We start from the raw sequence: 14,970 nt of genomic DNA, 5'->3' as shown, positions 1-14,970 counted from the left end.
CCTCCTTATTAAGTATATGGAATGCGTGTTATGCTTATTCCCCTCCACCTGTAAATCTATGCATTAATTGTAAAAACGGGGAGAATTCTCAGCAGTTATTCTTAACTGCGAAACACTGCGCACCTCTGTCCACGCAGGGGTGGCACCGCTTTGAATACGCGGAAAACTGCTTAAATATATTTCCAGGCGCAGGCGGTTTCCCGCTGAAAAACGATACGCTGTTCTGCCAATATTAATGGACAGCTCCCCGTCTGCATGCGGCTGGGCCTGCACGGTGTCCACTACATTCCAGGAGGCCCCGTCAGGTTTTACCTCACTCACCCGAAGGCCAACCGGGAGCCGTGGGCGGCTCGCATTCACCTGCAGGCACGCCTGCACGTTACCGGACACTTCCCAGTTTTCAGCCAGCGGACCGCTCGTATAAACCAGCATGTCGCTTCGCTTTTGTAGATGCTGCTGGTCAAAGCTTCCCGCTGGAAACCCGCTCATTAAAATACTTCCGCCGTTTGTCGGCACGGGATCCTTCGGATCATGTTCCACTCGGTGCCCAAAAGCCTGCCCCGGCGCTTTCACAGCCAACCGGCCGTCCTGGCACAGGTAAAACACTGCCTCTGTCTGCCCACGGGGTATTTCCCAGCTGCCCCGCCATTCGCCGGTGTGCATCACATAGTAGTGCACGGGATTGTCGGGTGCGGCCTTTTTCCCCTTCAGCCAGCGGTCAAACCACTGAAGAAATAACGCGGTCCGGTCGATCCGGGCATCCGGGAAAAACACATCCCCCGCCCGGCCGCTCTGATCCTCATGCGTCCAAGGACCGATCCAGAGTTCTGCCGGGCCGGCCGTGCTTTGATATAAATCGATCGTTTCCTCCAGGAAGCAGTCGTACCATCCAGCCAGAAACAGCGCCGGCACTTTGATCCGCTCCGGTTTTATCTGCATCCGCTGTCTGGTGGCTTCAGAAACACTGCCCAACAGAAAATCCGAGTAGTACGCCGGCATGCCAGCAGTGGTAATTGGAGGCCACACAAGCGGATCCCCTTTTCCAAGCCAGTACGGCAAATGCTCAAGATAGTGGCTGATGCGTGCCAGACCCTCAGCTCCTTGCGTCCGCTCCAGGTGATCCGGCAGCATTGATTCAGCGACCCACGTCTGCCATTTGCCGAGCTCAAACACGCCCCGGCCGCCCCGCATGGTGATCCAGCCGTCCGCAAACGCCATCATCGGCGCAATTGCCTGCAGCGATGGCGGCTGTTCAGCGGCTGCAGCCACCTGGGTGAAGCCGTGATACGACATGCCAATCATGCCGACTTTCCCGTTCACTTCCGGAAGACGAGCCGCCCATTCTACAGCGTCATAGCCGTCTGCAGCTTCATATATAAATGGATAAAATACCCCGCCAGAGGCAAACCGGCCGCGCACGTCCGGGATCACAACGACATAACCAGCGGCGGTCAGGCGCCAGACATCAACAAACGTTTCCCGGTAATGCCGGCTCGACTTATCGTACGGCAGCCGGAGCAGCAGTGCCGGCCAGCTCCCGGTTTTATCAGGGCGGTACACATCCGTTCGCAGCACGGTACCGTCACGCATCCGGCTTTCCACCTGTTCTTCGATCCGCATAGCCTTCCTCCTTTACGAGCGCACTTCCTCATGGCCAATCGAGAACGTGCCGCCTGAGACGTCTTTGACGTTGTGGACAACAATAAACGCATTCGGATCCACTTCTTTAATAACCCGTTTCAAACGCAGCAGGCGGTGCGAGTGAATAACAATATACAGCACTCGGCGCTGCTCCTTCATATATTCCCCCCGGCCGTCAAAAACGGTCGCACTTGAAGCCAGCTCCTTTGTAATACGCTCTGATATCTGCTCGGAGTACGGTGATACTACGTTGAGCGCTTTTTTGGAATCAAAGCCGCCGAGCACAAAGTCGGTCACGACCTTTCCAATATAAAGAGTGATCAGGGTATACATGGTGGACACCGGCCCGATAATAAAAATGCCCGCGATAACAACGAGCGCATCAAGCACGAGCGTCATGCCGGTGAGGTCCCAGCCGAGCTGCTGGTTAAAGGCGCGGGCGATAATGGACGTCCCTCCGACGGAGCTCCCGGCCTGATAGATAAAACCAAAGCCGACACCGGTAATCGCCCCGGCAAAAATAGCAGCAAGCAGCGGATCCTCCATTGGACGCGCGTACAGGCCTTCAAAAATCCAGATGAACACCGAAAATAACGCTACGTTAAAAATGGTTTTATACACCATATGGCGCGGCAGATAACGAATTCCGACGCCGAGCAGCAGAATAAAAATGATCGGTGTAGAAATACTGGGTGAAATGCCGATCCCGTAATAGATCAACAGAGACATCCCGACAATGCCGCCTTCGGCAATAGAGTTTGGCATCGCAAGCTGTGTCACTGCGAGCGCAAACAGCAGCGTGCCGATAATAATATACATTATATTTTTCATACGTTCTTTCCCCCCCACATATATATTTTCAGACAAAACTATATTATAACGCAAAAAAGAGCAGGAACGCAGCCTGCGTTCCTGCCCGCGCTTATTTCCCGCGTTTCTGGTCGAGGTTTAACGTCTTGACAATGCCAATACACATTAAAATAACAATGACTGACAGCGGCAGTGCGCTGACCACAATCGCAGTCTGGAAAGCGCTCAAGCCTCCAACTACCAACAGAATTGCAGTTACCGAAACGAAGAAAATGCCCCACATAATTTTGATCGACACCGGCGGGTTCAGGCTGCCCCCGGTTGTCTGCATTCCGAGCACAAATGTCGCAGAGTCCGCAGTCGTCACAAAGAAAATCGTCACCACTATAATGGCAAACACGGACATAACGCCCCCGAGCGGATACGTTTCAAGCACGTAAAACAGTGCCGTCTCAAGCGACTGCGATGATACCTCGCGTCCTTCGAACAGCTCGAGAAAAATTGCGCTTCCGCCGAGTGTGCTGAACCAGAAAAACGAAACGATCGACGGGACGAGCAGCACGCCCGCCATAAATTCACGAATTGTCCGGCCTCTCGAGATCCGGGCCACAAACATTCCGACAAACGGTGTCCATGAAATCCACCAGGCCCAGTAGAAGACGGTCCAGTTCTGGGTCCAGGATGCTTCCTGCTCATCAATTGGATCCATGCGCAGTCCCCATCCGAGGAAGTTCTGCACGTAATCCGACAGGCCGGAAGCAAACATATTAATTAAAAAGAGTGTCGGCCCGGCGATCAGCATAAACAACAGCAGGATGCCGGTCAGGCTCAGGTTGATGTTACTTAAATACTTGATGCCCCGCTGAATTCCTGTGCTTGCTGACGTCACGAAAATAATCGTCACAATCGTCATAATAATGAACTGCACGCCGAGAGTGTACGGCACGCCGAAAATAAACTGCAGGCCGGCGTTAATCTGCTGGGACCCGAGCCCAAGCGAAGCGGCGACCCCGAACAATGTAGCGAATACGGCAATAGTGTCAACGACATTGGCAACCGGTCCGTACGCATATTTCCCGAGCACCGGCCGGAGCGTGGTGCTCATCAGCCCCGGCGCCTGATAGCGGAACTGCTGAAGGGCAAGCGCCAGTGCCACCAGCGCATAGATAGCCCAGGCGTGCAGTCCCCAGTGAAGCCAGGTCGAGGAAACGCCGCGAATGGCATCACTTTCCGCACCGCCCTCGCCGTTTGGCGGACTCGAAAAGTGCCCGATCGGCTCGGACACGCCGTAAAACAAAAGCCCAATCCCAATACCTGCGGAAAACAGCATCGTAAACCAGGTGAGCCGGTTAAATTCCGGCTTTTCGTCCGGCTTCCCCAGCCTCACGTTTCCATATTTACTGAATCCGAGATAGACCGCAAAAATTAACAGAAGCGTCACTAAAATCTGAAAATACCAGCCAAAATGCGCAAATACAAATGCCTGGGCAGCAGTCATTGCTGCTTCAAGCTGCGATGTAAAAAATACGCCAAATGCTAAGAATAATAAGATAAGAACAATCGACACTTTTAAAACAGTTGTCATTTTTTTCATTATGTATGAACCTCCTCCATAGTCTTTCCGCTGCACTCGTTCACAACGTTCTTCATTATAGAGAAAGCCTCCTGAAAAGAAAAAACGCGTAAGCCCGCAAAAATCAGCGTAAAATCTATGCAATTTTTATTGCACAGAGTTTATGATTCATTATCTTATGTTTCCTTTCTTTTTCGCTCTCAGTGACCCCAATCTGCTTTTTTGTCTTTATTTTGAAACATGATACAGTTAGACGCATGGAAAACAGAGAACGCTTGATAAAGGGGGAGCGCCATGAGTGCCTCACGGGATAAAAAACAGCTGCTTGAACAATTGAATGAAACCGAACGGCAGATTGCCGACCGCATTTCCGACAATATGAATACATTCGGAGTGTCATCGACAGTCGGCCGGCTGCTCGGCATTATTTACATGAACCGTGAGCCGATGACGCTGGATGATCTGGCCGAGGCCACCGGAATGAGCAAGACCCGGATGAGCCAGGTGATGCGCCAGATGATTTCATTGAACATTGCGGAAAAAGAACATGTTAAAGGCAGCCGCAAAGAGCATTACAATGTGGAAAACGATTATGTGCAGACGTTTGTGTCCCTGTTTACGACAAACTGGCGGGAAGTGATCAGCAAAAACCGCCAGTTTGCCAATAAGCTGCAGCGCGAAATCGACGAAGTCGCTGCTGCGAGCGATGGTTCAGTTGAGGTGGACCAGAAAATTGCCGAGCTCCGCAAAGAGCTCGACGAATGGGTTGCTTACTATAACTGGATCAGCCGCCTCGTGGAATTTTTCGAAAGCGGAGATATTTTTAGCGCTGTTCCAATAGAGAGAAACGATAAAGGAGAAGATACCTAATGGGTCAGAAAACAATTGTTACAAGCGCCGTCACCGGCGCCGGAGAAACGACAGACAAAAGCCAGCACGTGCCGGTCACGCCGGAAGCTATCGCCCGTGACGCCATCGAAGCGGCCAAAGCGGGAGCCGCAGTAGCCCATATTCACGTGCGCGATCCAAAAACAGGCGCGTACAGCTTTGACCCCGCCCTCTTCCAGGAGGTCGTGGAACGCGTCCGTGAAAGCGAAACCGACGTGGTGCTTAATCTCACAGCCGGAGGCGGCGGCGACTTTGTTCCTGACCAGAAGCACCCGGCTGCCGGCGGCGAAGGCACGTTCGTGCAGACGCCGGAGGAGCGCCATCTCCCGGTGGGAAAACTCCTTCCGGAAATATGCACGCTCGACTGCGGCAGCCTGAACTTTGGCGACCAGGTGTATCTCGGCCCGGCCGGGTGGCTGCGTGAGCAGGCATCTCTGATTCAGCAGAGCGGTGTGAAGGCGGAAATGGAGTGCTTTGATACCGGCCACGTGCGCTTTGCCAACCAGCTCGTGCGCGAAGGCCTCGTGGACGGCGATCCGCTCTATCAGTTCTGCCTCGGCATTCCATGGGGCGCAGAAGCAGATGCGGAAACGATGCTTCACATGAGGCATCACCTCCCGGAGGGCGCCAACTGGTCGGCGTTTGGCATCGGCCGCATGCAGATTCCGATGGTCGCCCAGGCAGCCCTTCTTGGCGGCAACGTCCGCGTTGGCCTCGAGGACAATTTATATCTTGAAAAAGGCGTTCTCGGCACGAACGCCCAGCTCGTCGACAAAGCCGTGCAGCTGCTGCAGACGCTGAACGTTGAACCAATGACGCCGCAGGAAGCACGCGAGACGCTCGGCCTGACGAAACAATCTTAAATTTTTAGGAGGACCTCATGAATCCCACAACAACTACTATTGCCGTCATCGGAACCGGCGTGATCGGAAATGGCTGGATCGCCCGTTTCCTCGCGCATGGCTTTCACGTTACCGCCTGTGACCCGGCGGACGGCGCCGAAGAAAAAACCCGAAGCGCCGTCGCGTCGCTATGGCCGAAGCTGAAGGAAAACGGCATGCATAGCGATGCTTCCATCGATAAGCTTGCCTTTACGACAGACATCAAAGATGCTGTCCCGGATGCTGCCCTTGTGCAGGAAAACGTGCCGGAGCGTGAAGATGTCAAACGAAACGTGCTCGCCCAGATTGATGAACACGCGCCGGCCGAAAGCATTATCGCTTCGAGCACGTCGGGCTACAAGCCGACGACGCTTCAGTCTGATTGCATCCACCATCCGGAGCGCGTTATCGTTGCCCACCCGTTTCACCCCGTTTACCTGCTTCCGCTTGTAGAGCTCTCCGGCGGCGAGCAGACAACGAGTGCCGAAATGGAGCGCGCGCAGGCGATATATGAACTTGCCGGCATGAAGCCGCTCGTTATGAAGGGCGAAGTGGACGGCCATATTGCCGACCGCCTAATGGAAGCCCTCTGGCGGGAAGCCCTTCATATTGTGAACGACGGCCACGCTACCACCGAAGAAGTCGACAAAGCGATCGTCTACGGCGCCGGTCTCCGCTGGGCGCTCATGGGACCGTTTTTGACCTTCCACCTGGCCGGCGGCGACAAGGGAATGGCCCACATGCTCGAGCAGTTCGGCCCGGCTCTGAAAGCGCCGTGGACCAAGCTTGAAGCACCGGAGCTCACCCCCGGGCTGAGCAAAAAAGTTATCGAAGGAACAAAGGAGCAGTCCGGGGACAAAAGCGTTGCTGAGCTTGAAGAGCGCCGCGATGAGTTTCTTTTAAAGCTGATGAATCTGCTGCACGAAGGCAGCTACTGGCCGGCAGAAAAGGTAGAGAGCCATGACAGATAACCGCACCGTATGGAACGGGCACGTGGAACAGGAATGGGTGGACTACAACGGGCACATGAATGATGCGGCTTACGCTCTTATTTTCAGCCGCGCACTGGATACCATGTTGGAAGAGGCCGGCCTGACCGCCCGCTTTATCGAGCAGGAGCAGTACACTGTATTCACCCTCGAAACGCACCTAATGTATCTGGCAGAAGCCCGCCAGGAACAGCTGCTCGCCGTGTCAGTAGTGATCCTCGACCAGGACGCCAAGCGGCTGCACCTGTGGTTCGAAATGCTGAACGACCAGAACGAGACCATAGCTACAAGCGAACAGATGGTTATGGGAATGGATCAGGCCGCCGGACGCCCCGCCCCGTTTTCCGAAGCGCTTCAGCGGGGCTTTGCCCGTGTTCCGGTTCTTTCTCCGGAAAACTGGCCGGACAAAGCCGGCCGCTCGATTGAAATCAAACGAAAATAACAAGGCATCAGCCGGCACTCTTCAGAAGAACACCGGCTGATTTTTTCAACTGAGCAATTTTCAGCTTAACAACAGGCATTGGCAGGAATAGGGACGTAGAAGGAAGAAAGGAGTGGCGCCGATGCCTGTATGGAAAACCTATCTGTATACGTCCCTGTTGCGCGCGTTTCAAATACGGCTGCGCCGCTATTCACCGACCCACATTACACCGCCGTCCGCGAATACGGTGCGCACGGATTCTTATATCGTAGAAACGGCTGCCGGCGCGACGCCCTTACACATTTATTACCCCGAAAAGGCCGGCGGGACAGCCCTTCCAGTATTTGTGAACCTGCACGGCGGCGGCTTTTTCATGGGCAGCTACGCTGATGACGAAGGCTGGGGCCGGCACGTCGCCGAGCTTACGCCCTGCGTGGTGGTAAATATTGATTACCATCTGGCTCCGCGCAGCCGGTTCCCGTTTTCGATTTTTGAAGTACGGGATGTGCTCACCTGGCTGCACGCTCACGAAGATTGGCTCGGACTGAATATGGAACGCTTTGCGCTTGGCGGGCACAGTGCCGGCGGCAACATCGCAGCCGCGACGCTGCTGCTTTTGCGCGACACCGGGGCGCCGATGCCGGCAGCTCAAATTCTGGACTCCCCGATTCTTGACCTTGCGACCGACCCGCGGGAAAAACCGGTATTTCCCGGAGCCATTCCGATCTTTGTGGCGGATTTATTTACAGCCAGCTACCTGGAAACGAGCCAGAGCGCCGCTCATCCGTATATTTCTCCGCTTCGTGCTGAATCGCTCGCCGGGCTGCCGCCGACACTTGTGTTCACTCCCGAACACGATTCCCTCGCCCAGGAAGCATTCCGGTACGCGGGACGCCTGAAACGGGAGGGCGTGCCGGCGGAGTACCGCATGTTTCCGAATACGATTCATGCATTCACCCATGTTGGCCGAAAAAGCACAGCAAAAAAAGCGTGGGAACTTGTCGTTTCCACGCTTCAGGCCCGCCTCTTATAGGCGGGTTTTTATATTATTCTTTCGGGTGAGCCGGCTGCTGGTCGAGAATCTCCTTCAGCACCCAGGCGTGATTTCGTTTCACGTCTTCTGACGAAAATACGAGCGTCACGTCCTTGTCCTGCATCCGCACAATTTCTTTCAGGCGCTGCAATTCTTCGCGTTTGAGCTCATCCTGCTCAAGCTCTGCCTTGTACGCTTCCTTGAAGTTGTCGAACTTTTTCGGCTCCTCATCAAGCGCCTTCTGCAGCTCCTTTGACGGCGCAACGCCGTCTACCCATTCATGAATATCAGCGCGCACTTCTTCCACTTCGTTCGGCCATTCCTTCTCAACGAAAATCCGGTAACCGTCGTCCGTATCTGCTTTCTTATGGAGCCGCTTGCAGTATATTGGCATTGGTATCATCCTTCTTCTATATAATATGGATTCTCTCTTCCCGGCTCTTTCCTTTCCCAGAAGAAGGGCAAACGTGTAAAAGAAAGAAACCTTATTCAAATTAGCCGACGATTTTAAACATAAAAAATAAACCACCTTTGAGTTTACCCGGCTCATGTGGTTTATTTTCCTCTAGGCCGCCCCCTTTGAAGAGTCAAGCACTGCTGCTTTCGGTCCTTGTTCGCGCACAAACCATTATTGTTGGATAAATTATACTACAGGCGGGCGAAGCTATTCAAGCTCCTCCGGCCCCAGCCTGCAGCGTGCTGCCTCTTAGCATTCTACTGCCACAGATCCGCAATCCCCTGCAGCGACAAAAATCCTGCCACCAGTGTTACCAGCACTGCCACTATCCCGAAGATGAGCATCCAGGCCGGGTGCCTGTAGTCTCCGACGATGGATTTTTTCCTGGAGGCAATAAGCACTGATCCAAGAGTCAGTGGAAGGATTAACCCGTTTAAAGCACCCGCAACAATCAATAGCGTGACTGGTTCGCCGACAATAGCGAAGACAATCGTGGAAAAAGCAATAAAGCCGACGATCAGCCATTTATAGTATTTTTCAAGCTGCGGGTGAAAGGAACGGATAAATGAAACGCTCGTATACGCCGAACCGATCACCGAGCTGATTGCAGCCGACCAGAGCACGACACCAAAAATTTTATACCCTACATTACCGAGAGCGATCTGGAATACGGAGGCCGCCGGATTTCCTTCATCAAGCGTATACCCTGCAGACACCACGCCCAGCACGGCAAGAAATAATAGGACTCTCATTACGCCGGTCGTCAGTATCCCGAAGTTCGCGGCCTTTGTCACAAGCGGCAGGGCCTCCTTCCCCTCGAACCCCCGGTCGATCAGCCGGTGTGCACCGGCAAAGGTAATATAGCCGCCCACGGTTCCACCGACCAGCGTCACGACCGGAAGCACCAGTGCCGCATAATCCTCAGGGAACACGCTCCGGACCACAGCTTCTCCCACCGGCGGGTTCGTCGTGATCATAACGTAGCCTACCATGACAATCATTACGACGCCTAAAATCGGTATTAGAATATCAATGACTTTTTCCGCACTTTTTACAGTAAAAATAATAATCGCCAGGATCCCGGTGATTACCGCCCCCATCTTCGGAGAAATGCCAAACAGCACGTTAATGCCAAGGCCTGCCCCCGCCACATTGCCAATGTTAAAGGCAATGCCGCCGAGTACGATGAGTGCCGCAACCAGAAAGCCCAGTCCCGGAAACACCATGTTGGCCACGTCCTGCCCCCGCTTGCCCGAGACCACCAGCACCCGCCAGATATTTAACTGAGCTCCTATATCAATAATAATCGATGCTAAAATGGCAAAAGCAAAGCTCGCCAGAAACTGGGAAGTGAATTGGGTCGTCTGCGTCAGGAATGCCGGGCCGATGGAAGAGGTGGCCATTAAGAAAATGGCTCCCCACAGCACCCGCCGCTGTATACCTTTGTTCACAAGACCGCTCCGGTTCTGCTCCATGTTCACCGCCGCCTTTCTTCTATCATTCGACCGGCTGCTGCAGCTGTTCTACTCTATACGCATGGCGAATCGTCTGATTCCGGACCGGGTCGTGCAGTTCAAATTCATAATAATCGGCAAACGCCAGCGATTTAGCTACTGTGTTGATCGTCGCTGAAAAAAAGAAATTTCCCTCTGTGTGTACCTGCATTGATTCAAAATGCGGGGCCCACTCCTCCGGCGTCATTAAATCGGTCACCTTCCCCTGCTGATAAAGCTCTTTTTCGTCTCCCGAGGACGCCCAGCAGGCAAAAGTAATCCGGTCCCAGTGATCTTTCACATCGGAGTACTTCCAGATGTCGCTGGCAATAATGTTGGGATACGCCTGCTTGGACATCGGCACACTGAACGTTTCCAGCCTGCGGTCCGTGTGGTCACTCCCTACGGTGACGTACAGCTCGCCTTCTGCCCAGATTAGTACGTACTCGATTTCCCCACTTGTTTCTTTGTGCTGAACCTGGATCGTGCCGTCTGTGGTTGGGTTGTTGTTGGCGATTGGATATAGCGTCGGCGTCGTTTGGGGCGTCGGCACCCCAAGCTTGGCGAGTTCATCGATATGCTCCTGTACCTTTTCCTGATCGCTCCCGGCGTACCCGGCATTAAACACCCGGTTCACATCCACGCCGATCTCTTTTCCCGAGGGCTGCTCGCGTAACGTCAGATGATTTTTCATAGACCGTTCCGCTCCTTTCTATAACTATCGTTATTCGTACAAATCCGGTACCCGGCTGTCGAAAACAGGTACATTTTTACGGACGTCAGCGACATTGGACAAGTCCAGGATTTCCCGGAGCGTTTCCTCGTGCTCCACGCTTCCCTTCTGCAGCACGTTGCCCCACGGATCAATAAATGCCGAGGATCCGGCGAACGTGATGTTGTCGTATTCGCCCGGGCGGTTGCATGTGACGACATACATTTGATTTTCCACCGCCCGCGCTATACTCAGCACGTCCCAGTGATTCCGGCGGCTGTCCGGCCATTCTGCCGGGATAAACAGCAGTTCGCATCCCTGCAGGGCGAGGCTCCGGATGATCTCCGGAAAACGGAGGTCATAGCAGATCACGACTCCCATTTTGATCCCGCCGAGTTCAAAGACCTTCACCGGCTCACGTCCGCCGCTTAAATACGCCGGCTCGTTCAGCATCGGCACGAGGTGCATTTTGTCGTATTCATACACAAGCGCTCCCGTGTTATCTATGACAAGCGCCCGGTTATATACCTCGCCGTTTCTTTTGACCGCGATGGACCCTCCCATGATGTGCACGTGATGGCGCTTCGCTGCCTCCTGTAAAAAGCGGATCGTTTCACTGTCCCCAGGGTCTTCTGCGATCTCCCCGAGCTCCGGCAGCGTATACGCTGTTGTCCACATTTCCGGAAGCATCACTACATCCACCTCGCCGAGCTCCTGCTCCCCGAGCCACTGGCGTACTTTTTTCCGGTTTGCTTCCGGATCTCCGGCGATAATATCCATTTGATAAACGGCAATATTCATCGTTTTCCTCCTCATGCTTACGCATCCTGTTTGTTCCAATATACCACCCGGCGGCGCAGGAGAAACAGCATCGATTGCCCGGCACTCATTTCATTTCCCGCCGCAAACGTTAAGGAACGCTCCCCGCCTCGTACGGTGAGAAAAGAGGCTCATAAACAGAAAAAACTCCCGGACAACAACTCTTGCCGGGAGTTTGGTTTGTCTTTTTATTTTTGCTGACGGACCAGTGACCGGTCGATATCCTTCATACGGGCACGCCCGGTCAGTCCCATCGTTAAATCGGTATCAGCCAGCAGGTTCCGCAGTACTTCATAGGCACCATTTTCCCCGTCCATGGCCAGGCCATAAATATATGGACGGCCGACCAGCACCGCTTCGGCACCGAGCGCCAGCGCTTTGATCACATCCGCTCCGCGGCGGATGCCGCTATCCATCAGCACCGGGACCCGGCCGCCGGCTGCTTCCACCATTTCGGGCATCATATCAATCGCAGCCACCGCCCCGTCCACCTGCCGGCCGCCGTGGTTGGACACGATGAATCCGTTAATATCGTATTCCAGGGCTTTTTTTACGTCCTCCGGGTCCAGCACACCTTTTAGAATAATCGGCAGATTCGTCTGCCGGCGCAGAAAGGCCAGATCCTCCCAGGAAAGGGCGGCGTTCGTAAAGATTTCCACAAACTGCTGCACCGCAGCCGCTATATCCTCTTCGGGCGGCCGCTCCAGTTTCGCACGGAAGGCCGGATCCGACAGGTAATTGGCAATGCCCTCCGCCTGCAAAAACGGCAGATAGCCGTTTTCCAGGTCCTTCTCCCGCCAGCTAAGCATCTGGGTATCAAGCGTTGCGACAATCGCCGTATAGCCGGCCTCCTCGGCCCGCTGCAGAAAGCTTGCCGTTACGTCTTTGTCCTTGCCCCAGTAAAGCTGGAACCATTTCGGCGCATCGTCAAGCTCTTCTGCAATGCGCTCCATCGTAAACGACGAGGCGGTACTCGCCACATAGGGCACGCCGGTCTGCTTTGCTGCCCGCGCGGCCGCGAGCTCTCCTTCTTCATGCGCTATCGTCTGTACGCCAATCGGCGCCATCAGCACCGGGAACGGGAGGTGTTCCCCAAGTAACTGGATACTCAAATCCCGGTTCTCCGTATCCACCATCATCCGCGGCAGCAGCCGCCAGTTGTCGAGCGCCCGCCGGTTTTCGCCGGCGGTGTTCCCGCTCCCGGCCCCGTCGGCAATGTAGTGATACGGGCCATCCGCAAGTCGTTCCCGCGCCTGCTGCTCCCAGTCCTCAAACGATACGGGCAGCTCCTGTTTTTTCGTGTCCGGATGGTACATTTTAAACTGAACATCGTTGCCATAGCCGGCCATAGCATCCTCCCTTTCTTTTTACTTCCGGGTCACGTGCTTCATTATCATTTTACTGTGCGGAAGCGCCGGCATGTCGTTAAAGCTGTAGCTTACGTCCTGCTCCGGGATTCCGTACGTCATCCGGTTGGCCAGGTAATCGAGGCCCTCCTTCATAATTTCTACCGTAATCCACTCCCCGGCACAGCGGTGGCCGTAGTCATAGTCACCGCCGCCCTGGGGAATAAAGCTGAACGGGCTCTCCTTCCAGCCCTGAAAACGGGTTGGATCAAATTTCTCCGGATTGTTCCAGAGGTCCGGATGGTGATTGGTTCCATACAAATCCAGCAGCACGAGCCGGTTTTTCGGAAAAGCGTAATCGTTCCAGGTAAAACCGTCCCGGACCCGCGCCGGCACAAATGGGAAAAACGGGTAAAACCGCCGCACCTCCTGCACAAACATTTTCAGCTCTTGTTCGTCCTTGGAGGCCAGCCTTTCCCGCGCGGAGGAGTGCTGATGCACGGCAAGGGCGGTGAAATCCACATAGATCGCTACTGCCACAATCGGCCGGACGATGTTCAGTACTTCTACCGCTGCCGTATGCGTATCCAGCAGCTCCCCGTCCAGGTCCCGGTGCCAGGCAAATACGTAAAGCGCCGTCTGCTCTCGCGGATGGAGCTTGCCTTCCCGTACATCCGTAATAATCTCCTTGATCCATTCCTCTGCCTGCGTGCGGGCTCTTCGTCCTTTCCAATGGTTCGGGCCGATCGAGGACGTCGACTCAATCATCAGCCGGATCATCTGTGCCTTTTCCTTGGCCTCATTCTGGCGAAACGGTACCCCGGCCCAGTCGCAGGCGGCCTTAAACAGCAGCGTCAACGCTTCGTCATACAATACGATCTCCTCACGCCGTTCCCAGCGTGTGAGCGCTTCTTCCCAGCGCTCCCGGGTCAACCGGCGCATCTCTTCCAGGCGGTCCCCGCTCATCAAGGACATAAACGCTGCTTTCCGGTGTTTATGGGCCTCGCCGTCAAGCGTCTGTACGCCGCCTTCCCCGAACAGCGTTTTCAATATCCGTTTCGGAGCTGCACCGTCGCGGCGGAACTTGCTTTCATCGTAAAACAGCTGTCCTTCTTCTTCGCCGCGCATGCAGATCACGGGCTCGCCAAGCAACCTTGTTTCAAAAATGTTGGATTGAAATCCGTGGCTGCGGTTTGAAACAAACAAATACCCTTCCTTCAAAAAATCCAGCGTATGCTCAATGCCTTCTTCACGCGGTATCTGCTTTGATTCTGGCATAATAATTGCCGCCCTCCATTGGAATTCAGATTTATAGTTATATGTTTCCAGTATCCAGCATGTTCAAACCGGAAGCCTTTTATTATACTAAGAATTATATCTTAAAGGAGGCTTATCTATGTCCATCGCTGATGATTGGATCACGCAGCTGCGTCTGGAGCCGCACCCGGAGGGCGGCTTTTTCCGGCAAACGATGAAATCGGAGAAAAATATTACTACCGCTAAGGGAAGGAACCGCGCGCAGTACACGAGCATTCATTTTCTCGTCCGCTCCGGCGAACCGTCCCGGCTGCACCGGCTGGAGTCGGATGAAATGTGGTATTTTCATACCGGTACTCCGCTCGACGTTCATATGATTCACCCGGAGAGCGGCCGCCATGAAATAATGACGCTTGGACCGAATCCAGCCAACGACGAGGTGCTTCAGGGCCTCGTGCCAAAGGGCATCATTTTCGGTGCCGAAGTCCGCAAGCCCGAACAGTTCGCTTTGGTCAGCTGTGTCGTCGTCCCTGGATTCGAGTTTGCTGATTTCGAACTGCCCGCTCGCGACAAGCTCACCGCGGCCTACCCTGAACATAAGGAAATAATTGAGCGGCTGACGTGATTCCATGCAAAAAGAGCCCGTGCAA

Annotated in this window: 15 protein-coding genes; 6 read left to right on the top strand and 9 right to left on the bottom strand. The window is 54.3% G+C overall.

What is annotated here, in order from left to right; genetic code table 11:
• Window positions 1–63: 63 nt before the first annotated feature.
• From B5066_RS05000 to B5066_RS04990, 3 genes are all read right to left on the bottom strand, one after another.
• Window positions 64–1,620 (bottom strand): CocE/NonD family hydrolase, encoded by a 1,557-nt coding sequence (locus B5066_RS05000; protein WP_079474845.1) that lies wholly within the window; start codon window positions 1,618–1,620, stop codon window positions 64–66.
• A 12-nt stretch (window positions 1,621–1,632) separates the two neighbouring features.
• A complete protein-coding gene (locus B5066_RS04995) occupies window positions 1,633–2,472 on the bottom strand; it encodes a YitT family protein (protein WP_079474844.1) in 840 nt (279 codons plus the stop codon).
• A 91-nt stretch (window positions 2,473–2,563) separates the two neighbouring features.
• Window positions 2,564–4,045, bottom strand: a complete 1,482-nt coding sequence (locus B5066_RS04990; protein ID WP_079474843.1) for a BCCT family transporter — start codon at window positions 4,043–4,045, stop codon at window positions 2,564–2,566.
• Window positions 4,046–4,318: 273 nt separating this feature from the next.
• Here B5066_RS04990 and B5066_RS04985 point away from each other — a divergent pair, with 273 nt between their 5' ends.
• From B5066_RS04985 to B5066_RS04965, 5 genes are all read left to right on the top strand, one after another.
• Window positions 4,319–4,894: a GbsR/MarR family transcriptional regulator gene (locus B5066_RS04985; protein ID WP_079474842.1), complete on the top strand. Its 576-nt coding sequence runs from the start codon at window positions 4,319–4,321 to the stop codon at window positions 4,892–4,894.
• The gene (locus tag B5066_RS04980) at window positions 4,894–5,775 is read left to right on the top strand and encodes a beta-keto acid cleavage family enzyme (RefSeq protein WP_079474841.1); all 882 of its coding nucleotides are present in this window, start codon (window positions 4,894–4,896) and stop codon (window positions 5,773–5,775) included. The genes B5066_RS04985 and B5066_RS04980 overlap by 1 nt, the downstream gene beginning before the upstream one ends.
• Window positions 5,776–5,792: 17 nt before the next feature.
• Window positions 5,793–6,764 carry a 3-hydroxyacyl-CoA dehydrogenase NAD-binding domain-containing protein gene (locus B5066_RS04975; RefSeq protein ID WP_079474840.1) on the top strand — a complete coding sequence of 324 codons (972 nt, stop codon included), beginning with the start codon at window positions 5,793–5,795 and terminating at the stop codon, window positions 6,762–6,764.
• Complete coding sequence (locus B5066_RS04970; RefSeq protein ID WP_079474839.1) at window positions 6,754–7,224, top strand: thioesterase family protein; 471 nt, start codon at window positions 6,754–6,756, stop codon at window positions 7,222–7,224. The genes B5066_RS04975 and B5066_RS04970 overlap by 11 nt, the downstream gene beginning before the upstream one ends.
• 121 nt (window positions 7,225–7,345) lie before the next feature.
• Window positions 7,346–8,236: an alpha/beta hydrolase gene (locus tag B5066_RS04965; protein WP_079474838.1), complete on the top strand. Its 891-nt coding sequence runs from the start codon at window positions 7,346–7,348 to the stop codon at window positions 8,234–8,236.
• Window positions 8,237–8,249: 13 nt separating this feature from the next.
• Here the strand turns inward: B5066_RS04965 and B5066_RS04960 are convergent, their stop codons facing one another.
• From B5066_RS04960 to cypC, 6 genes are all read right to left on the bottom strand, one after another.
• Entirely contained in the window at window positions 8,250–8,630 is a 381-nt protein-coding gene (locus B5066_RS04960) for a DUF488 domain-containing protein (protein WP_179124031.1), read from the bottom strand.
• Between the two features lie 320 nt (window positions 8,631–8,950).
• Complete coding sequence (locus B5066_RS04955; protein ID WP_079474836.1) at window positions 8,951–10,168, bottom strand: NRAMP family divalent metal transporter; 1,218 nt, start codon at window positions 10,166–10,168, stop codon at window positions 8,951–8,953.
• 22 nt (window positions 10,169–10,190) lie between these two features.
• The gene (locus B5066_RS04950; protein WP_079474835.1) at window positions 10,191–10,880 is read right to left on the bottom strand and encodes a DUF2848 family protein; all 690 of its coding nucleotides are present in this window, start codon (window positions 10,878–10,880) and stop codon (window positions 10,191–10,193) included.
• 30 nt (window positions 10,881–10,910) lie between these two features.
• Window positions 10,911–11,699 (bottom strand): carbon-nitrogen family hydrolase, encoded by a 789-nt coding sequence (locus tag B5066_RS04945; protein WP_079474834.1) that lies wholly within the window; start codon window positions 11,697–11,699, stop codon window positions 10,911–10,913.
• A 206-nt stretch (window positions 11,700–11,905) separates the two neighbouring features.
• Window positions 11,906–13,066 (bottom strand): lactate 2-monooxygenase, encoded by a 1,161-nt coding sequence (locus tag B5066_RS04940; RefSeq protein WP_079474833.1) that lies wholly within the window; start codon window positions 13,064–13,066, stop codon window positions 11,906–11,908.
• A gap of 18 nt (window positions 13,067–13,084) precedes the next feature.
• On the bottom strand, window positions 13,085–14,341 hold the full coding sequence (gene cypC / locus B5066_RS04935; protein WP_079474832.1) for a CYP152 family fatty-acid peroxygenase CypC: 1,257 nt from the start codon (window positions 14,339–14,341) through the stop codon (window positions 13,085–13,087).
• 118 nt (window positions 14,342–14,459) lie between these two features.
• Between cypC and B5066_RS04930 the strand changes: the two genes are divergently transcribed.
• Window positions 14,460–14,945: a cupin domain-containing protein gene (locus tag B5066_RS04930; RefSeq protein WP_079474831.1), complete on the top strand. Its 486-nt coding sequence runs from the start codon at window positions 14,460–14,462 to the stop codon at window positions 14,943–14,945.
• Window positions 14,946–14,970: the final 25 nt, after the last annotated feature.

The sequence above is a fragment of the Marinococcus halophilus genome (genome assembly GCF_900166605.1).
Lineage (GTDB): Bacteria > Bacillota > Bacilli > Bacillales > Marinococcaceae > Marinococcus > Marinococcus halophilus.
The sequence above is the reverse complement of the archived record's forward strand: the minus strand, read 5'-3'. Positions and strand labels throughout refer to the sequence as shown.